Annotated in this window: 17 protein-coding genes; 12 read left to right on the forward strand and 5 right to left on the reverse strand. The window is 53.1% G+C overall.

Annotated elements, in window-relative coordinates:
* The first annotated feature begins 16 nt into the window (after positions 1–16).
* From grxC to RC74_RS06040, 3 genes are read left to right on the forward strand one after another with little or no spacing between them, the layout of a single operon-like run.
* Positions 17–274 carry a glutaredoxin 3 gene (grxC, locus tag RC74_RS06030; protein ID WP_039002835.1) on the forward strand — a complete coding sequence of 86 codons (258 nt, stop codon included), beginning with the start codon at positions 17–19 and terminating at the stop codon, positions 272–274.
* Complete coding sequence (locus tag RC74_RS06035) at positions 275–1,105, forward strand: carbon-nitrogen hydrolase family protein (protein WP_039002834.1); 831 nt, start codon at positions 275–277, stop codon at positions 1,103–1,105.
* Positions 1,102–1,545: a MarR family winged helix-turn-helix transcriptional regulator gene (locus RC74_RS06040; protein WP_039002833.1), complete on the forward strand. Its 444-nt coding sequence runs from the start codon at positions 1,102–1,104 to the stop codon at positions 1,543–1,545. Before RC74_RS06035 ends, RC74_RS06040 begins: the two co-directional genes overlap by 4 nt.
* Here the strand turns inward: RC74_RS06040 and ubiG are convergent.
* Positions 1,542–2,321 carry a bifunctional 2-polyprenyl-6-hydroxyphenol methylase/3-demethylubiquinol 3-O-methyltransferase UbiG gene (gene ubiG / locus RC74_RS06045; protein WP_417935175.1) on the reverse strand — a complete coding sequence of 260 codons (780 nt, stop codon included), beginning with the start codon at positions 2,319–2,321 and terminating at the stop codon, positions 1,542–1,544. The two genes, RC74_RS06040 and ubiG, sit on opposite strands and share 4 nt — an antisense overlap.
* Positions 2,322–2,356: 35 nt before the next feature.
* On the opposite strand from ubiG, the gene pip reads away from it, so the two are divergent.
* The 6 genes from pip to infB all read left to right on the forward strand — a co-directional run bounded on the left by pip (position 2,357) and on the right by infB (position 9,571).
* Positions 2,357–3,346: a prolyl aminopeptidase gene (pip, locus tag RC74_RS06050; RefSeq protein WP_039002832.1), complete on the forward strand. Its 990-nt coding sequence runs from the start codon at positions 2,357–2,359 to the stop codon at positions 3,344–3,346.
* A 74-nt stretch (positions 3,347–3,420) separates the two neighbouring features.
* Entirely contained in the window at positions 3,421–4,041 is a 621-nt protein-coding gene (locus RC74_RS06055) for a class I SAM-dependent methyltransferase (RefSeq protein ID WP_039002831.1), read from the forward strand.
* 159 nt (positions 4,042–4,200) lie between these two features.
* A complete protein-coding gene (gene rimP / locus RC74_RS06060) occupies positions 4,201–4,779 on the forward strand; it encodes a ribosome maturation factor RimP (RefSeq protein WP_039002830.1) in 579 nt (192 codons plus the stop codon).
* A gap of 2 nt (positions 4,780–4,781) precedes the next feature.
* Complete coding sequence (nusA, locus tag RC74_RS06065; RefSeq protein ID WP_039002829.1) at positions 4,782–6,401, forward strand: transcription termination factor NusA; 1,620 nt, start codon at positions 4,782–4,784, stop codon at positions 6,399–6,401.
* Between the two features lie 18 nt (positions 6,402–6,419).
* Positions 6,420–7,052, forward strand: a complete 633-nt coding sequence (locus RC74_RS06070; protein WP_039002828.1) for an RNA-binding protein — start codon at positions 6,420–6,422, stop codon at positions 7,050–7,052.
* Positions 7,049–9,571: a translation initiation factor IF-2 gene (gene infB, locus RC74_RS06075; RefSeq protein WP_039002827.1), complete on the forward strand. Its 2,523-nt coding sequence runs from the start codon at positions 7,049–7,051 to the stop codon at positions 9,569–9,571. Before RC74_RS06070 ends, infB begins: the two co-directional genes overlap by 4 nt.
* A gap of 84 nt (positions 9,572–9,655) precedes the next feature.
* Here the strand turns inward: infB and mutT are convergent, their stop codons facing one another.
* The 3 genes from mutT to RC74_RS22055 are packed head-to-tail and all read right to left on the reverse strand — an operon-like array spanning position 9,656 to position 12,135.
* The gene (mutT, locus tag RC74_RS06080) at positions 9,656–10,054 is read right to left on the reverse strand and encodes an 8-oxo-dGTP diphosphatase MutT (protein ID WP_039002826.1); all 399 of its coding nucleotides are present in this window, start codon (positions 10,052–10,054) and stop codon (positions 9,656–9,658) included.
* The gene (gene argJ, locus RC74_RS06085; RefSeq protein WP_039002825.1) at positions 10,051–11,253 is read right to left on the reverse strand and encodes a bifunctional glutamate N-acetyltransferase/amino-acid acetyltransferase ArgJ; all 1,203 of its coding nucleotides are present in this window, start codon (positions 11,251–11,253) and stop codon (positions 10,051–10,053) included. Before argJ ends, mutT begins: the two co-directional genes overlap by 4 nt.
* Before the next feature lie 3 nt (positions 11,254–11,256).
* Positions 11,257–12,135, reverse strand: coding sequence for a peptidylprolyl isomerase (locus tag RC74_RS22055; RefSeq protein WP_052274900.1), 879 nt, complete (start codon positions 12,133–12,135; stop codon positions 11,257–11,259).
* 160 nt (positions 12,136–12,295) lie between these two features.
* Here RC74_RS22055 and secA point away from each other — a divergent pair, with 160 nt between their 5' ends.
* The 3 genes from secA to RC74_RS06105 all read left to right on the forward strand — a co-directional run bounded on the left by secA (position 12,296) and on the right by RC74_RS06105 (position 17,798).
* Positions 12,296–14,971, forward strand: a complete 2,676-nt coding sequence (secA, locus tag RC74_RS06095) for a preprotein translocase subunit SecA (RefSeq protein WP_039002824.1) — start codon at positions 12,296–12,298, stop codon at positions 14,969–14,971.
* Positions 14,972–15,120: 149 nt separating this feature from the next.
* Positions 15,121–16,140, forward strand: a complete 1,020-nt coding sequence (locus RC74_RS06100) for a hypothetical protein (RefSeq protein ID WP_052274899.1) — start codon at positions 15,121–15,123, stop codon at positions 16,138–16,140.
* Positions 16,141–16,160: 20 nt separating this feature from the next.
* Positions 16,161–17,798, forward strand: coding sequence for a phosphate ABC transporter substrate-binding/OmpA family protein (locus RC74_RS06105; RefSeq protein ID WP_082802197.1), 1,638 nt, complete (start codon positions 16,161–16,163; stop codon positions 17,796–17,798).
* Here RC74_RS06105 and radC read toward each other — a convergent pair.
* A complete protein-coding gene (gene radC, locus RC74_RS06110) occupies positions 17,770–18,579 on the reverse strand; it encodes a RadC family protein (protein ID WP_179946759.1) in 810 nt (269 codons plus the stop codon). The genes RC74_RS06105 and radC overlap by 29 nt on opposite strands.
* Positions 18,580–18,585: the final 6 nt, after the last annotated feature.

An 18,585-nucleotide genomic window follows, 5' to 3' on the forward strand; every position in this document is an offset into this window, starting at 1 on the left:
AAACGAGGGAAATATCATGAAGACCGTCGAGCTATATACTAAAAACACTTGTGGATTTTGTCATGCTGCCAAGCGGCTTTTGTCCAGTAAATCCATTACATTCATTGAATTTGACGTGGCGCGCGATCCGGCAAAACGTCAGGAAATGATTCAACGTGCCAACGGTGGCCGTACGGTGCCGCAAATTTTCGTGGGCGAAACCCATGTCGGAGGTTGTGACGATCTCTTCGCGCTAGAGCAGGGCGGCAAACTTGACGCGCTTTTGGCCAGCTAAATGCGCATCGCCCTTTGTCAGCTGAATTCAAACGATACTCCGGCGAATAATTTGCCGGAGACGCTGGATTTTGTCCGACAAGCAATTGCGCAAGGGGCCGAGTTCATTGCCACACCCGAAGTTACGAATTGTGTTTCAAATTCGCGGGCGCATCAGGTCGCTGTTTTGCAGTTCGAAGAGGATGATATCACCCTTGCCGCGCTCCAACAGGAAGCCAGAAATGCAGGGGTTTGGATTTCAATTGGGTCGCTTGGGATAAAACTTCCCGATGAGACGCGCTTTGCCAATCGATCGTTTTTGATCAACCCACAGGGTGAAATTGTCGCGCGATATGATAAAATCCACATGTTTGATGTCGAGATTTCACCGACCGAAACCTACAAAGAAAGCGCAGGTTACCGTCCGGGTGATCGGGCCGTCGTTGCCAATACAGATTTTGGCGGGGTGGGCTTGACGATTTGCTATGACGTTCGTTTCGCGCATTTGCATCGCGCTTTAGCGAAAGCGGGTGCGAAAATCATCCTTCAACCTGCGGCATTTTCGACGGTTTCTGGCGCGGCGCATTGGCATGTTTTGTTGCGCGCGCGGGCCATCGAGACAGGCTGTTTCATCATTGCCGCTGCGCAATGTGGCGATCACCTGCAATCGAATGCCTCCAAGCGTAAAACCTATGGGCATTCGCTCGTGGTTTCGCCTTGGGGTGAGGTTCTTGCGGATGCAGGGGACGAGGCTGGCGTTACGATTGTGGATATTGATTTGAGCCAAGTCGATGAGATGAGGCGCAAAATTCCCTCGCTAAACAATGACGTGGCGTTTACAAACCCCACATGAACGACTCTAACAATTCCTTGGCAATATCTCTATTTAGTGAGATTTTCATGGCTGACCAGCTAGCGCGCAGCCGTCTCGCCAAGGCGTTACCCCGTGGGATGGAGCTGTCGCATTTCACTGTCCTCAATCATTTATCGCATGTAAGTGGCGAACGCTCGCCCGCACAATTGGCCAAATCGTTTTCCGTCACGCGCGGCGCGATGTCCAATACTTTGAGCAAGCTAGAAGCCGCAGGACATGTGCATATTCGTCCTGATTGGGATGACGCGCGCCGTAAATTCGTGGCGATCAGCCCATCGGGCAAACGCGCCTGCGAAGCCGCACTTACCGCCATTGCTCCATCGGTCGCCGGATTGGTGGGCGATCTAGGAGTCGAACGAGTGCGCGCCGCCCTTCCGATTCTGCGCGAATTACGCGTTCGGTTGAGCGACGAAAGCTAGTCGGGTTTGACGCTTGCGGTCACATAGTTGACCGAGAGGTCTTTGTCCGAAAGCGACCATGTCCACAAAATCGGGTTAAAAACGAAACCCTTGCGATCGACCGGCGATAGGTTCGCGCCTTCGATCAATTTGTAAAGCTCATCTGGTGTGATGAATTTACTGAACTCATGGGTCCCTTTAGGCAGCCAACGCATGATGTGTTCGGCGCCGACAATTGCCATCATGAAACTTTTCGGATTGCGGTTGATCGTAGAGCAGAGCATCAAACCTCCCGGTTTAAGCAGCGAATGACAGGCTCTGAGAAATCCTTGTGGGTCGGCCACGTGCTCGACAACTTCCATATTGAGGACGACGTCGAATGTTTCGCCCGCGTCGGCTATCGCTTCGGCCGTCGTGTGGCGATAATCTATGGCAAGGTCTTGAGCTTGGGCGTGAACCTGCGCAACGGGGATATTTCCCGCGGCGGCATCCGCACCGACCACAGTCGCGCCAAGGCGCGCCATGGGCTCTGACAAAAGCCCGCCGCCACAGCCGATGTCCAAAATCCGCAAGCCCGCGAAGGCCAAGTCCTGTGTTAAATCCCGATCAAATTCCGCACCGATTTGACGCGTGATGTAATCAAGCCGACAGGGGTTGAGCATATGCAGGGGTTTGAATTTCCCGTTTGGATCCCACCATTCGGTGGCCATGGCTTCAAATTTGGCGACTTCGTTTGGATCGATGGTGTTGGTGGCGGTTTCCATATGTCCCTCCAAGGATTTCATGCGATTTGCCATGGGCAAGGCGGCTCCTGCAACTATATAGTCAATCTATGGACAGAATCTCAGGCCAAAACAGCGCATCCGACTATCTATTTCCGCCGATTGAACCGTTTCATCGGCAAAAGTTGGATGTCGGTGATGGACATGAAATATATGTCGAACAGTGCGGCAACCCTGTTGGGGTGCCTGTTGTAGTTCTGCATGGCGGTCCCGGTGGGGGATGTTCGCCGATGATGCGGCGGTTTTTTGATCCTTCTGTCTATCGGATTATTCTGTTTGATCAGCGCGGTTGTGGCCGGTCGCGCCCGTTTGCCTCGGTTGAAAATAACACAACTTGGGACTTGGTTAGCGACATGGAGAAGATCCGCACCGCGCTGGGCATTTCCAGATGGATCGTATTTGGTGGCAGTTGGGGGGCGACCTTGGCGTTGATTTATGCCCAAACCCACCCTCAGAGCACCGCTTATCTTGTGTTGCGAGGGGTCTATCTCTCAACGCAGCGCGAACTTGATTGGTTCTATGGAGGCGGCGCGGCGCGGTTCTATCCCGAAGCTTGGGACGCCTTTGAGCGGATAATTCCCGAAGACGAGCGTGGCGATATGATCGCAGCCTACCATCGACGACTCTTTGGCGACGATATCGCGGTTCAAACGAAATACGCTCAAGAATGGGCTGCTTGGGAAAATTCACTCGCGACAATCCGCTCTAACGGGACTTCTGGTGGTGCACCGGGAGAGTATGCGCGCGCTTTTGCGCGGCTCGAGAACCATTACTTCATGAACAAAGGGTTCCTTGAAATTGACGGGCAAATTGAGCGTGATTTGTCGAAAATCGATCATATTGGTGTTTCAATCGTGCAGGGGCGACAGGATATGGTGTGCCCTCCAGAGGCGGCACAACGTATCGCCGCGCGGTTGCCCAAGTGCGAATTGACCATGGTTGCGATGGCGGGGCATGCGATGTCAGAGCCAGAGATTACGCGGGCTTTAACTCGGGTTATGCATGGCTTGGGGCCACAGAAAGCAATGCTTGGCCTCTAGGCGGATCTCTATCTTGAACTTCTTACTAGGCAGCATATTTATAACGAGTATTTATTTTATTTTGGAGCTATCACATGGCCGCAGGCGCAGGTTTTTGGAATATCATGGCGAAAAACTATGCCAAGTCCCCGATTTCGGACGAAGCGTCCTATCAAAAAAAGCTTGAAAAAACGCGCGCATGTTTCCGCGCTGACATGGATGTCTTGGAAATCGGGTGCGGGACAGGGTCGACCGCTCTTTTACACGCGCCACTTGTGAAGACATATGAAGGTGTGGATTTTTCCAAAAACATGGTGGCGATTGCCAAGGGAAAACTCAAAGGGTCTGGATTGAAAAACCTCACCTTTACGTGCGAGCCGATTGATTCGATTTCGCGCCAACCCAATTCAGTTGACATGGTTTTGGCAATGAATATTTTGCATCTTTTGCCTAACCATAAAGAGGTGATTGGCCACGTTTATGATTTGCTCAAACCCGGTGGAATGATTGTGTCGAGTTCGGCGAGTCTAAAGAATATGAACCGCGTCATGAAGCCAGTGATGCATGCGGGTATGCTTATCGGGCTCTTGCCACCACTTCAATTTTTCGACACCGCGTACCTTAAACAAATGCACGAAGAGGCTGGGTTTGAGGTTGTTGAGTTGTGGGAGCCGAAAAAAGGCGTGGTTTTTATCATAGCGCAAAAACCGGCTTAAATCGCTTGAAAGTTGAGTTCTGCAAGGAAGGCCTTGCAGACTCAGATAAACCTGCGTATATGGCTTTCAACAGCGGCGCGTTAAGTTCCAAACTTGATGCCCACCGAACTTCACAACGGGCCGCGCAGCCCGTTTTTTTGTGTCTAACATCAAGGAGCTATTTTGTCTGATCTCGTTGCAAGTTCCGCGATTGATCGCCGTCTCGCCGGCATGATTCAACCCGTCATCGAAGACTTGGGGTATGAATTGGTGCGCGTACGGTTGATGGGTGGCGACGAAAAAACGTTGCAAATTATGGCTCAAAAGGCAGACGGCAGCATGGAAGTGGACGATTGCGCCAAAGTTTCGACCGAGGTTTCGGCGACTTTGGACGTGGAAGATCCGATTGATGGCGTTTACGCGCTTGAAGTTTCCAGCCCCGGTATTGACCGTCCTTTGACACGTTTGAAAGATTTCGACCTTTGGAACGGCTATGAGGCCAAGCTTGAATTGACCGATGCCATTGACGGCCGTCGTCGCTTTAAGGGTATTCTCGCCGGTACGGCAGATGGCGAGGTTTTGATCACCGTCACTGAAGGCACAATTGGCCTGAAGTTTGAGTGGTTGGCTGATGCTAAGCTTATTCTGACGGATGAGTTGATTACGGAAATGCTCAAGCAGCGTAAAGCTGCGGGCATCGTGAACGAAAACGATTTTGACGAGATTGAAACTGAAACTGACGTTTCTGAGGAGCAGTAGACATGGCAATTACTTCAGCCAACCAGCTAGAGCTTTTGCAAACCGCCGATGCGGTTGCACGCGAAAAGATGATCGATCCTGAACTGGTTGTTCAGGCGCTTGAAGAATCTTTGGCCCGTGCGGCGAAATCTCGTTATGGCGCCGAAATGGACATCCGTGTTCACATCGACCGCAAGACAGGCCGGTCCAAGTTTACCCGTGTTCGTACAGTTGTTGCCGACGATATGGTGGAAAACCACCAAGCCGAAGTGACTGTTGCGCAAGCACGTGAATTTCTAGAAGCGCCAGAAATTGGCAACGAAATCATCGACGAAGTGCCTCCCGTAGAAATGGGCCGCATCGCGGCGCAGTCTGCCAAGCAAGTGATCCTGCAAAAGGTTCGTGAAGCTGAGCGTGATCGTCAGTTCGAAGAATTCAAAGATCGTGCTGGTACCATCATCAATGGTGTTGTTAAGCGCGAAGAATACGGCAACGTCATCGTGGATGTGGGTGCTGGCGAAGGCATTTTGCGTCGCAACGAGAAAATCGGCCGCGAGAGCTATCGCCCGAACGACCGTATTCGTTGCTACATCAAGGATGTGCGTCGCGAAGTGCGTGGGCCTCAGATTTTCCTCAGCCGGACAGACCCCCAATTTATGGCGGAACTGTTCAAAATGGAAGTTCCAGAGATTTACGACGGTATCATTGAAATCAAAGCCGTCGCACGTGACCCAGGTTCGCGTGCGAAAATCGCTGTGATCTCGCATGACAACTCCATCGACCCTGTTGGGGCCTGTGTGGGTATGCGCGGGAGCCGTGTTCAGGCTGTTGTAAACGAGCTTCAGGGCGAGAAAATCGACATCATTCCATGGAATGAAGACGCGCCAACCTTCCTTGTGAATGCGTTGCAGCCAGCCGAAGTTACCAAAGTTGTTCTCGACGAAGAAGCTGAGCGCATTGAGGTTGTTGTTCCTGATGAGCAACTTTCCTTGGCGATTGGTCGTCGTGGTCAAAACGTGCGTCTTGCGAGCCAGTTGACTGGCTTGGACATCGACATTCTAACGGAAACCGAAGAATCCGAACGTCGTCAGAAAGAATTCGCGGCCCGAACTGGCCTCTTTATGGAAGCGCTCGATCTGGACGAATTCTTTGCCCAGCTCTTGGTGTCTGAAGGTTTTACGAACCTCGAAGAGGTTGCCTATGTGGACGTCAGCGAGTTGACCGTCATTGAGGGCATCGACGAAGATACGTCAAGCGAACTTCAAGCACGTGCGCGGGACTACCTTGAAGCGGCCAGCAAAAAAGCGCTCGATACGGCGCGTGAGTTGGGTGTCGAGGAATCGCTTATTGAATTTGACGGTTTGACACCCCAAATGATCCTTGCGCTTGCGCAGGACGGTGTCAAAACCCTCGAAGACTTCGCAACTTGTGCGGATTGGGAACTGGCCGGTGGCTGGACGACCGAGAATGGCGAGCGTAAGAAAGACGAAGGTGTTCTTGAACCTTTCGACATGTCGCTCGAAGAAGCACAAAAGCTTGTTATGACGGCTCGGATTACATTGGGTTGGGTTGATCCTGCGGATCTCGCTACTGAAGAAGGCGAAGATGATGCGGATGATACAGAAGAGGAGGCCGAGGCTTAAGGGCTTCGGATTTCGCAAATGGCGCGCGGCGGTCGAAAAAACGAACGGGAAAACCCCGAACGGCGATGTATCGCAACAGGTGAGGTTCAGCCCAAGGGCGGGATGATCCGGTTTGTTGTGGGCCCGGAAAACAAGATCTATGCGGATATTTCGGGCAAGTTGCCCGGCCGCGGGATTTGGGTTCTTTCTGACCGCAAGGCGCTGGCATTGGCAATGAAAAAAGGGCTTTTTGCCCGCGCCGCCAAACAGGCGGTCGTGGTGCCAGAAACCTTAATAGAAGACATCGAAGCGGCACTTGTGCGACGGCTGGTGGATCACATCTCGCTGGCACGCAAGGCTGGCCGGGCTGTGACAGGATATGAAAAAGTTAAAGGCTGGCTTGAGACCGAAAGAGCTTCGGTTTTGATTCAGGCTTCAGACGGGTCAGAGCGCGGAAAATCCAAGCTCCGCCCCCCGCATGATCGCGATCTCTATATTGATATGCTTACGGCACATGAATTGGGAATGGCCTTTGGACGGGAAATTGTGATACATGGCGCGCTTGCGACTGGTGGACTCACCAAAAGTGCGGTAGAGGAAGCCAAACGCCTTAGAGGCGTGCGCGCAAATGGCGGTGGAATATCCACCGAGAAGGGTACGAAGACCACATGAGCGATAGTGACGGCAAAAAAACACTGGGTCTGCGCACTGGCGCAGGACGTCCTGGTAACGTAAAGCAGAGCTTTAGCCACGGACGCACCAAAAACGTTGTTGTGGAAACGAAACGCAAACGCGTTGTCGTGCCAAAACCTGGTGCAGGTAAAGCAAATGTAAGCAGCGCGTCTGTAGGGGATCCTTCACGGCGTCCCGCAGGCATCTCTGATGTCGAAATGGACCGTCGTCTTGCGGCGTTGAAACTCGCGAAAGCCCGCGAAGTTGAAGACGCGGCGAAACGCGAAGCCGACGAACTGGCCCGCGCTGAAGAGCGCGCCAAACGTCGTGCGGATATCGACGCCAAAGAGGCTGAAGAGCGGGAACGCGAAGAGCGGATCAAAGAAAAAGCTGCCGAAGAGGACCGCATCAAGAAAGAGGCGGAAATCGCGAAAGAGCGTGCTGAAAGTGCTGCGCAAGCGGCCAAGCCCACTCCACGTGCTGCGGCAACTCCAGCTGGAGCTGCGACAGACACGGCGAGCGCCCATCGTGGTGCACCTGCGCGTCCATTCTCTGCGCCGCGCAAGACGGATCGCGATAACCGCGCCGACAAGCCTGCAGCAAAGGTCGCCGAAGACAAACGTCGTTCAGGCAAACTGACGCTAAATCAAGCGCTTCGTGGTGGTGACAATCGTCATCGCTCCATGGCGTCGATGAAGCGCAAGCAAGAACGTGCGCGTCAAAAAGCAATGGGCGGCCAAGTCGAGCGCGAAAAAATCGTGCGCGACGTAAGGGTTCCTGAGGCGATCGCCGTTTCCGAGTTGGCCAATCGTATGGCCGAACGTGTGGGCGAAGTTGTGAAATCACTCATGAAAATGGGTATGATGGTAACGGCAAATCAAACAATCGACGCGGATACTGCCGAGTTGATCATCGAAGAGTTTGGCCACAAAATTGTGCGCGTGTCTGATTCCGATGTGGAAGACGTGATCGCAACAATCGTGGATGACGAGGTCGATCTGGTTTCACGTCCTCCGGTCATTACAGTTATGGGTCACGTTGACCACGGTAAGACGTCGCTTCTTGACGCGATCCGGAAGTCTAAAGTTGTGGCTGGTGAAGCCGGTGGGATTACCCAACATATTGGGGCTTATCAGGTTACGGCCGAAGACGGCTCGTTGATGAGCTTCCTCGACACGCCTGGTCACGCGGCCTTTACATCCATGCGTTCGCGCGGTGCACAAGTGACGGATATCGTTATCCTTGTGGTCGCAGCTGACGATGCTGTTATGCCACAAACAATCGAAGCCATTCATCACGCGAAAGCGGCGGGTGTGCCGATGATTGTTGCCATCAATAAAATCGACCGTCCGGATGCAGATCCAGACAAGGTTCGTGTCGCTTTGCTGCAACACGAAGTTATCGTCGAGAAAATGTCTGGTGACGTACAAGACGTTGAGGTTTCGGCCATCAATGGAACGGGCCTTGATGATTTGCTTGAGGCGATTTCGCTGCAAGCGGAAATTCTTGACCTGAAAGCCAACCCAAAACGCTCGGCGACTGGTGCGGTTATTGAGGCTCAGCTTGACGTTGGACGTGGCCCAGTTGCTACTGTTCTGGTTCAAAATGGAACTTTGCGTCAGGGTGATATCTTTGTTGTTGGCGAACAATGGGGTCGCGTTCGCGCCCTTATGGATGACAAAGGCGATCGTATCAAAGAAGCTGGGCCTTCGGTTCCTGTCGAGGTTCTTGGCCTCAACGGAACACCAGAAGCTGGCGATGTTTTGAATGTTGTTGAGACCGAAGCTCAGGCACGTGAAATCGCAGATTACCGTGCCCATGCTGCCAAAGAGCAGCGCGCCGCCGTTGGTGCCGCTACTACTCTCGAGCAACTTATGGCGAAGGCAAAAGACGACAAGAGCGTTTCCGAGCTTCCGATCTTGGTGAAAACCGATGTTCAGGGTTCGGCAGAGGCAATCGTTCAGGCGATGGAAAAAATCGGCAACGACGAAGTTCGGGTTCGTGTTCTACACTCCGGTGTTGGCGCGATCACGGAATCGGATATCGGTTTGGCTGAAGCTTCCGGCGCACCGGTTATTGGCTTTAACGTGCGTGCAAACGCTTCGGCTCGCAATTCTGCGAACCAAAAGGGCGTCGAGATCCGGTACTATTCGGTAATCTACGATCTTGTGGACGATGTTAAAGCGGCGGCCTCTGGTCTTCTTTCTGCGGAAATTCGCGAAAAGTTCATTGGGTATGCGTCGATCAAAGAGGTCTTCAAGGTTACTGGCATTGGCCGCGTTGCGGGTTGTATCGTTACCGAAGGCGTCGCACGCCGCTCCGCAGGCGTTCGCTTGCTGCGCGACAACATTGTGATCCACGAAGGTACGCTGAAAACGCTGAAACGTTTCAAGGACGAAGTCAAAGAAGTTACTTCGGGTCAAGAATGCGGTATGGCATTTGAAGCTTACGAAGACATTCGTCCCGACGATGTTATCGAGATCTTTGAGCGCGAAACAGTTGAACGCAACCTCGCCTAGGGCTTGTTGCAATCAAAACTTAAGGGCCGATCATTGAGTTGATCGGCCCTTTTTTATGTCTGGATGTATCTGAGTGAAAAGGCGCTAAAGCCAGTCGCGCAATATGGGGATCAACGGAATGTCCGCAGGCGGCATCGGGTAGCTTCTTAAGTCCGCGGCCTTCACCCATTTGAGCGTTTGCCCTTCTTGAGGGTGCGGTGTTCCTTGCCATTTGCGGCAAGCGAAAAGTGGCATCAAAAGGTGGAATTTTTCGTAGGCGTGGCTGGCAAAAGTGAGCGGCGCAAGGCAACTTTGCCAAGTTTCAATGCCAAGCTCCTCAGAAAGTTCCCGAATGAGAGCCACCTCAGGCGTTTCGCCTGCTTCGACTTTTCCGCCTGGGAATTCCCACAGCCCCGCCATAGATTTCCCTTCGGGACGTTGTGCCAGAAGGACCCGACTGTCTCGGTCAATCAAGGCGACCGCCGAGACGAGAAGTACACTCAAGACCGATAATCCGCGTTGATCTCGATATAGCGATGGGTGAGGTCGCAGGTCCAGACAGTTGCGACGCCAGTACCAATTCCCAAATCGACGCCAACCTTGAGCGAGTCGCCCTTCATATAGGTCGCACCTGCTTCTTCGGTGTAGCTTGGAGAAACCCAGCCCTTTTCCGCGACCAAGATATCACCAAACGAGATCGACAGAAGGTCGCGATCCGCAGCTGCGCCCGATTTTCCGACCGCCATAACAACACGGCCCCAATTGGGATCTTCGCCTGCGATCGCAGTTTTCACCAGTGGGGAGTTTGCGATCGCCATGGCCACGAGATGGGCGTCGGAATCGCTAATGGCACCCGTTACCGCAACTTCGACGAATTTCGTAGCACCCTCACCATCGCGCACAACTTGATGCGCCAAATCGAGCATCACACCGTGGAGAGCCGCTTCAAAGGCCGCTTCGTCGGTAACTTCGGGGCCTTTGCCCGTTGCCGCCATAAGCAATGTGTCGCTAGTGGAGGTGTCGCTATCGACCGTGATACAGTTGAAAGTTTTGTCCGTCAGGTGGCTGAGGATTTTTTGAAGCCGTGGTTGGGCGATTTTGGCGTCGGTGAAAATATAGACCAACATTGTCGCCATATCGGGCGCGATCATGCCAGACCCTTTGGCAAATCCGCTGATGGTGATACCGTCGACGGTTGCAAAGGCCCCTTTTGGGAACGTGTCAGTCGTCATGATGGCACGCGCGGCACGGTTGGCTTCGTTTGCCGACAAGCCCGCTTTGAGTTCTGAGAGCTTGTTGGTGATACGTGCTGGGTCCAACGGTTCACCGATCACGCCCGTCGAAGACGTGAAAACGCGCGTCTGGGGAATGTTGAGGACCTGCGATACGGAAGCGGTCACGGCCTCAACCGTGGCTGTGCCGCGACCGCCCGTGAACGCATTGGCATTGCCAGAGTTTACAACGAACGCTGCTGCTTCGCTGGTGTCCCCGCCAAGCTTGGCCTCGCAATCAAGGACAGGGGCGGCGCGGGTTGCGGAGCGTGTGAACACGCCCGCAACTGCTGTGCCCGCGCAGAGGTGTGCAAGCATCACATCGTCACGGCCTTGATATCGTACACCCGCGGCAATGGCGGCAAAGGTTACACCTTCAATAACCGGAAGATCTGGAAAACCGCCTTTGGGCGCGAGTGGAGAGAGTGTCATAGGTTACTTTCCGACGATTTCTGGGTCTTGGAGAACAGTTGGGTCAATGACTACTTCGGTGCGTGTAATTTCGGCGTTACCTTCGAGGGCTTCGACGGCTTTTGCAAGGGCGCGTTGTTGCAACTCCGCTTCAAGTTCGTCGCGAACGTCTTCAAAAGTCGGGGCGTCTTGTACGCGGCTTTCGATACGATGAATGACGTGCCAGCCGAATTCGCTCTCAACGGGTGCGGAATAAGTGCCGTCTTCAAGCGCAATTACCGCTTCTTCAAATGCTGGAACCATCGCCCCTTTCGAGAACCATCCAAGGTTGCCGCCATTCGGGCCGGACGGTCCCGTTGATTTCTCGCGTGCGAGTTCGGCAAAATCACTTCCGGCGTCAAGCAGTTGGACAACGAGATCAGCTTCCTCTTTCTTCTCCAAAAGAATATGGGCCGCATTAAACTCCATTTCGGGTTCGCCGCCGATATATGTCTCGTTGAAAAGCGCCTCAAGTTTTTCCTGCGTGACGGCCGTTGATAGAACCGCGTCAACAGCGGATCCCGCCATATAGGATCGTGTTTGGTTGTCCATCGCAGTTTGGTCCCGCAAGGAAACATTGCCTTTAACGGATTGTGCGAGGATGTTTTGTTGGATCAAGTTTTCCAAAATTCCCTCAAACAGAACGCCGTCTTCAAGGGTGAGGTATTGCTGTGGCAGCGTTTCACGGGCGATAATCATATGGCCGATTGTGATATCCATGCCATTCACTGTGGCCACAACCGTTCCCCATTCGGGTTTTGGAGGTGTGTCTTGGGCAACAGCGACGCTCGTGGTCGCCAGAAGTACTGCAAAGATACCGATTTTAGTGTGTTTTAACATCAATTCACCCTTAGATTTGTCCATTAGGCCCCCTAACATTGACAGTGTCCGGTTGGACCCTTACATCGCCAAAGTGCCTTGTCGTTTCGTGCCAGTCATTTGGCCCTTGATAAGCCCGCTTTTAAGGCGGATCAAGGCAAGGTTCAAACGAACCAACCAATAGAAGTGTTCAAGCGGAGAATTTATGCTGGGTATCGGAAAAATCACCAAAAAAGTCTTTGGTTCACCGAATGATCGTCTGGTCAAATCGACCCGCCCGCTTGTGCAAAAGATCAATGATCTTGAGCCTGAATTTGAAGCCCTGACCGACGAAGGCATCAAAGAGAAAACACTGGAACTGTCCGAGCGCGCCCAAAAGGGAGAGAAGCTCGATGACCTTCTCCCCGAAGCCTTTGCTAATGTGCGGGAAGCCGCGCGACGTGCCCTTGGCCTGCGCGCTTTTGATACCCAGTTGATGGCTGGTATTTTTCTACATCGCGGTAATATCGCCGAGATGAAAACGGGCGAGGGGAAAACCCTCATGGCGACCTTCGCGGCCTACTTGAACGCCTTGACGCGGGAGGGTGTTCACATTGTGACGGTGAATGACTACCTCGCCAAACGCGACGCCGAGTGGATGAGCCAAGTTTACAGCGCGCTTGGAATGACGACGGGCGTTGTCTATCCGCAGCAGCCTGATGAAGAGAAAAAAGCCGCGTATAAATGCGACATTACCTATGCCACGAACAATGAACTGGCGTTTGACTATCTTCGCGACAACATGCGGTCCGAATTGGGCCAATTGGCACAGCGCGGCCACCATTATGCGATTGTGGATGAGGTCGACTCCATTTTGATCGACGAAGCACGGACACCGTTGATTATTTCGGGACCTGCCCAAGATCGCAGCGAGTTGTACATTTCCATCGACAAGCTGATCCCAAGCTTGACCGAAGAGCATTTCACGCACGACGAAAAAACCAAAAACGTTACTTTCTCCGAAGATGGTAACGATTTCCTCGAAGCCTTGTTGCATGAGCACGGTATTTTGCCCGCCGAGCAATCGCTCTATGATCCGGAAAGCACGACCGTGGTGCACCACGTCAACCAAGGCCTCAAAGCGCACAAGCTTTTTACCCGCGACAAAGACTATATCATGCGCGATGGCGAAGTGATGTTGATCGACGAGTTTACCGGTCGGATGATGGCGGGGCGTCGTTTGTCTGACGGCTTGCATCAAGCGATTGAGGCCAAAGAAGGCGTTGATATCAAGCCCGAAAACGTCACCCATGCTTCGGTTACGTTCCAGAATTATTTTCGCTTGTATGGCAAACTCGCCGGCATGACGGGAACCGCGCTTACTGAGGCGGCTGAGTTCGCCGAAATTTATAATCTCGGCGTTGTTGAAGTGCCAACAAACCGCCCGATTGTTCGGATTGACGAGCATGACCAAGTGTTCCGGACCGCAAAAGAGAAATTCGCAGGCGTTGTTATCGCTATTGAAGAAGCGCACGCAAAGGGCCAGCCGATCCTTGTAGGGACAACTTCAATCGAGAAGTCGGAATTCCTCTCGGGTCTACTCAAAGAAGCGGGCGTTACACACAACGTTTTGAATGCACGCCAGCACGAAAAAGAGGCGCAGATTGTTGCCGATGCGGGCCGTTTTGGCGCGGTGACGATTGCGACGAATATGGCGGGACGAGGTACCGATATTCAGCTTGGCGGGAACGCAGACCTGCGCTTGGAGCAGGCGCTTGCCGCCGATCCAAACACAGATAAAGACGCGCTTTTGGCCGAAATCGCCGCAGAGAAAGAGAAAGTCAAAGAGGCCGGTGGTCTGTTTGTACTGGCAACTGAACGCCACGAAAGTCGCCGGATTGATAACCAGTTGCGCGGCCGTTCAGGTCGCCAAGGCGATCCAGGCCGTTCGTCGTTCTTCTTGTCACTCGAAGATGATTTGATGCGGATTTTTGGTTCCGAACGTTTGGACAAAGTTTTGTCGAGCCTCGGGATGAAAGAGGGCGAAGCGATTGTGCACCCCTGGGTCAATAAATCCCTCGAGAAAGCACAAGCAAAGGTTGAAGGCCGCAACTTTGATCAACGCAAGCAACTCCTGAAATTTGATGACGTGATGAACGACCAGCGCAAAGCGATCTTCTTTCAGCGCCGTGAAATTATGGAATCCCAAGACCTCTCTGAAATCGTGCAGGACATGCGTCATCAGGTTATTGATGATTTGGTCGACATTCACATGCCAGCGAAATCCTATGCCGAACAGTGGGATACAGAGGGCCTCTATGCTGAGATCCTTAAGAAAATCGGGGTGGATGCTCCGGTGATCGAATGGGCCCGCGAAGAAGGTGTAGATGATTCCGATGTGCGGGAACGTTTGTGTGATGCTGCCGACAAATTTATGGCCGCCAAGGCTGCGGATTTCGGCCCAGAAGAAATGCGCGGGATCGAAAAGCAGATTTTGCTGCGGACAATCGACGGGAAGTGGCGCGAACATCTCCTGACTTTGGAACACCTTCGTTCGGTCGTTGGGTTTCGTGGGTATGCGCAACGCGATCCATTGAACGAGTACAAAACTGAAAGCTTCCAACTGTTCGAGATTTTGCTCGACACCCTGCGCGAAGAAGTCAGCGAGCAACTCGCACGATTGCCCTCGCGCGAAGAAATCGAGACCATGCAGCGCGCACAACTAGAACAATACAAAGCCCAGCAGCAAGCGGCTGTGGCAGCGCAACAGGCCGCATTGCCGAAAGCGACCACTGAGGGGTTTGACGAAAACAATCCAGAAACGTGGGGCGACCCCGCGCGCAATGATCTCTGTCCTTGTGGTTCTGGAGAGAAATTCAAACATTGCCACGGTAAAATCTAAAAATCGCGCCGCTCAAACCTTGGGCGGCGCGTTTCTTCAGTCATGGATCTCAATTCCTGTCGCAAACCGAAAATGGCCAAAAGCGCGCCCAAATTCAGCCTCATTTTGGGTTGAATGATAGGAGGCGAGTAAATCGATTGGAGGAAGCCATGCGTTTGAAGGGAAATTTCGTTTACGTGCTTGCGAGCTTTGCTGCCGCGTTTTCGATTGGCTATGCGCTTCAGAGTGGTGAGGGCAATAACGCGATTTTTGCATCCTCCGACTTCAATAAGATGAACATTGGCGCAGATGTTTCGCTGGTGGATCCAGAAACGGTCCAACACACTTCCGCCCCCGCAGATGCCTCTCTAGGGTTGCCTTTTGCTCCCGAGGCGACAAGGGCGCATCTTTTGCTGAAGAGTTATCCGGTGAATGCCTCTGCACGCATGCGCGACACTCTTGCCTCCAACCCCGTTAAAAACGCGCCAACCTATAGCGCTTATGGCGTTCCCTGCTCGACCAAGCTTGAGGCACTTGCTGGCCCGGCCGCAATGATTGAAGTAAAGCTTTCGGCGAGTTGTGCACCAAGCGAAATGTTTGTGCTTCGGCAAGGGGAACTTGCGGTTTCAGGGGTAACCTCTACGGTCGGTTTGGCCGAGATTTCCCTTCCAGCGATGTCCAAAGATCCTACAATTTCTGTAACATTTGCGGGCGGGCAAAGTGCGGTAACGACCTTACACGTGAGCGATTTTGACGATTTTGAGAGGGTTGCATTACAGTGGAAGGGGCGCACAGGCCTAGAAATACATGCGCTGGAGTTTGGCGCTGACTATGGTCAAGCAGGACATGTTTGGAAGAATTCGCCTCGAAAAGTTGCTTATGCTACCGGAGCGCTTGGTGGTTTTATGACGCGAGTGGGGGAAGGGGACGGTCCCGATTCAATGCACGCAGAAGTATATAGTTTCCCGTCTGGGGCCATTCGCCGCAACGGTGCTGTACGTCTTTCTGTCGAAGCGGAAATTACTTCCTTTAACTGTGGCCGCAAGATTTTGGCCAAAGTAATGCAGCCAAAATCGACAACGGGTGTAGAAGTGGTTGATTTAGGGCTGACAATGCCGGATTGTGACGCCATGGGCGACTTTTTGGTGTTGAATAATCTGCTTCGGGACCTAAAAATCGCTCTGAACTAAATTTTATTTCGGGCATGCGTATGAACATCCTTCGTGCGGCGGTTTGCGCCGCACTTTTCGTATTTACGCCCCTGTTGGCGCACTCCCAAGATGTGACTTTGTCATCTCTTGATGGCGGCGTTACTTTATCTGGTGCCTTGGTTAGTTATGACGGTGAATTCTATCGCGTCGACACTGAATATGGTGTCCTGACCCTCGATGGATCGGGCGTTTACTGTTCTGGACCTGCCTGTCCGAACCTCGAAGGGTATGTTGCGGAGCTTTCCATCGCGGGAGCGCAGGGAGTGGCTGGAACACTGCTCCCGTCTCTTTTTGAACGGTTTGCGCAAAAGCACGGGTATGATGCGGCGCGTGAAGTTACCTCGGACACCGATTTCACGATTGTTCTGGCCCAAAAAGATGGCGGAACGGCGGTCGCTCGTATCCAGTTTGATCTAGGAACTTCAGATTACGGGATGGAGCAATTCCTCGCAGAGGACGCCGATCTTGCGGTTTCCCTTCGGGAGGCTACCGCCGCCGAGCAATCAAAGGCCATTGAAACGGGCCTCGGAAATCTCAATCTTGCGAAAAATGCAAGAATTCTCGGGCTTGATGGCGTCATTCCGATCATCGCAAAAAATAATCCAGTTGCCGCCATTTCTCTTGGTCAACTTTCCAAAGTTTTGTCAGGCGAGATTTCAAATTGGCAGGAGTTGGGGGGAATCGACGTTCCCATTGAGCTTCATCTAAGGGGCGCTGGCGCAGGTTTGCTCCAAAAAATCTCCAGCGAGCTGTTGACGCCAGATCAGCAATTCGCACCGTCGGCACAGCGCCACACCCGAGACGAAGCACTGAGCGACGCCGTTTCTCGCAGCCCCTTTGCGCTGGGTTTGACCAGCCTTTCAAGCTTGGGAAATAGCGTACCTATGTCGCTTTTGGGCGGCTGTGGCTTTCCATTTCAGGCGACACATGAAGCGGTAAAAACGGAAGATTACCCCCTTACGGCCCCGTTATTCCTTTATGTCCCCAATCGTCGCTTCCCGAAAGTCATCCGCGAGTTTTTTGCATTTTTGTCTACACCAGAAGCCGCCCAAATTGTGGCCGATGATGGTTTTGTGAACCAAACCCCGTTGGAGATACCGATGAATTCACAGGGGGAGCGACTTGCGAATGCAATCCTGCAGGCAGGCGAAGAAACCTCGCTTTCCGATCTCCAAGAAATGGTTGCTGAGTTGCGAGACGGACAGCGGGTGACAACAACCTTTCGGTTTGAGCCGGGCTCCTCGCGTCTGGATGCACAGTCACGTGCGAATGTTGAACGCTTGGCCGAGGTCCTTGAGGCGGGCATCTTTGGCGACCGTTCCGTGACATTTGTTGGATTTAGCGATGGTGACGGAGGAGCGGCGGCAAACCGAAAGATCGCGCTTCGCCGTGCACAGGTCGTGGAGGCGGCAGTGCTGCGGGAAGCGACTTTGTTTGATCCCAATCGCATGGGCGTCACGTCCAAAGGGTTTGGCGAGGCGATGCCCATGGCTTGTGATGAAACTGAATGGGGCAGCAAGGTCAACAGGCGCGTAGAAGCTTGGCTTGGGCCCATCCGCCCGCCAGAGCAGCCTGAACCTCCTTTAGAGACAATGCAAAACCCCGTTTCTACAAATACCCTTCAGCCCGAAAACTAAGCTCGCGGGATTTTCCTACGATAAGATGGTCGTGCAAGGTTAGTCCCAAAGCCAGCGCTGCCTCATTGATCTGGGCTGTGACGGTTATGTCCGCTTGTGACGGGGTAGGGTCACCCGACGGGTGATTGTGCACTAGAATAAACGCCGAGGCGTTCAATTCCAGCGCCCGCTTTACGACTTCGCGTGGGTAAACGGGCACATGATCCACGGTTCCGCGCGCTTGCTCTTCATCGGCAATCAGAACGTTCTTGCGATCAAGAAACAAAATGCGAAATTGTTCGGTCTCGCGGTGGGCCATTGTCGTGTGGCAATAGTCTACAATAGCGCCCCATCCCGATATCACATGTTGCTGCATGATACGGCTGCGCGCGAGGCGCTGTGCTGCGGCCTCGATGATTTTCAGCTCGCATATGACGGCTTCGCCGACGCCCCGGATTGGTAAAAGCCGCTCTCTTGGTGCTGAAATCACACGATTAAAGTCGCCAAACGTCTCGAGCAGAAGACGGGCTAGGGGCTTTACATCTTGTCGGGGAATAGCGCGGAACAGGACAAGTTCGAGCATTTCGTAATCGGGAAGGGCAGTGGCCCCGCCAAGGAGGAACCGTTCCCGTAAGCGTTTCCGATGGTCGCGAATATAGCTTGGCTGTTTTTCTTGAGAGTTATCTTGCCGATGACTGGGCTTTCTACCCTGCGCTTGCGAGTTCCTCGGCTGGCGCACCTCATCCACATCCATATCGAACATGGGCAGGGGTCTTTCGGAAAAGAATCGTTTCAAGTTCATAGGTCC

The organism is Falsihalocynthiibacter arcticus, from assembly GCF_000812665.2.
Lineage (GTDB): Bacteria > Pseudomonadota > Alphaproteobacteria > Rhodobacterales > Rhodobacteraceae > Falsihalocynthiibacter > Falsihalocynthiibacter arcticus.

Coding starts and splice junctions, on each gene's coding strand:
- RC74_RS06055 (WP_039002831.1), top strand. CDS start 3,421: ATGGCCGCAGGCGCAGGTTTTTGGAATATCATGGCGAAAAACTATGCC.
- radC (WP_179946759.1), bottom strand. CDS start 18,579: ATGAACTTGAAACGATTCTTTTCCGAAAGACCCCTGCCCATGTTCGAT.
- infB (WP_039002827.1), top strand. CDS start 7,049: ATGAGCGATAGTGACGGCAAAAAAACACTGGGTCTGCGCACTGGCGCA.
- grxC (WP_039002835.1), top strand. CDS start 17: ATGAAGACCGTCGAGCTATATACTAAAAACACTTGTGGATTTTGTCAT.
- RC74_RS22055 (WP_052274900.1), bottom strand. CDS start 12,135: ATGGACAAATCTAAGGGTGAATTGATGTTAAAACACACTAAAATCGGT.
- nusA (WP_039002829.1), top strand. CDS start 4,782: ATGGCAATTACTTCAGCCAACCAGCTAGAGCTTTTGCAAACCGCCGAT.
- argJ (WP_039002825.1), bottom strand. CDS start 11,253: ATGACACTCTCTCCACTCGCGCCCAAAGGCGGTTTTCCAGATCTTCCG.
- RC74_RS06100 (WP_052274899.1), top strand. CDS start 15,121: ATGCGTTTGAAGGGAAATTTCGTTTACGTGCTTGCGAGCTTTGCTGCC.
- secA (WP_039002824.1), top strand. CDS start 12,296: ATGCTGGGTATCGGAAAAATCACCAAAAAAGTCTTTGGTTCACCGAAT.
- ubiG (WP_417935175.1), bottom strand. CDS start 2,321: ATGGCAAATCGCATGAAATCCTTGGAGGGACATATGGAAACCGCCACC.
- RC74_RS06070 (WP_039002828.1), top strand. CDS start 6,420: ATGGCGCGCGGCGGTCGAAAAAACGAACGGGAAAACCCCGAACGGCGA.
- pip (WP_039002832.1), top strand. CDS start 2,357: ATGGACAGAATCTCAGGCCAAAACAGCGCATCCGACTATCTATTTCCG.
- RC74_RS06105 (WP_082802197.1), top strand. CDS start 16,161: ATGAACATCCTTCGTGCGGCGGTTTGCGCCGCACTTTTCGTATTTACG.
- RC74_RS06040 (WP_039002833.1), top strand. CDS start 1,102: ATGAACGACTCTAACAATTCCTTGGCAATATCTCTATTTAGTGAGATT.
- RC74_RS06035 (WP_039002834.1), top strand. CDS start 275: ATGCGCATCGCCCTTTGTCAGCTGAATTCAAACGATACTCCGGCGAAT.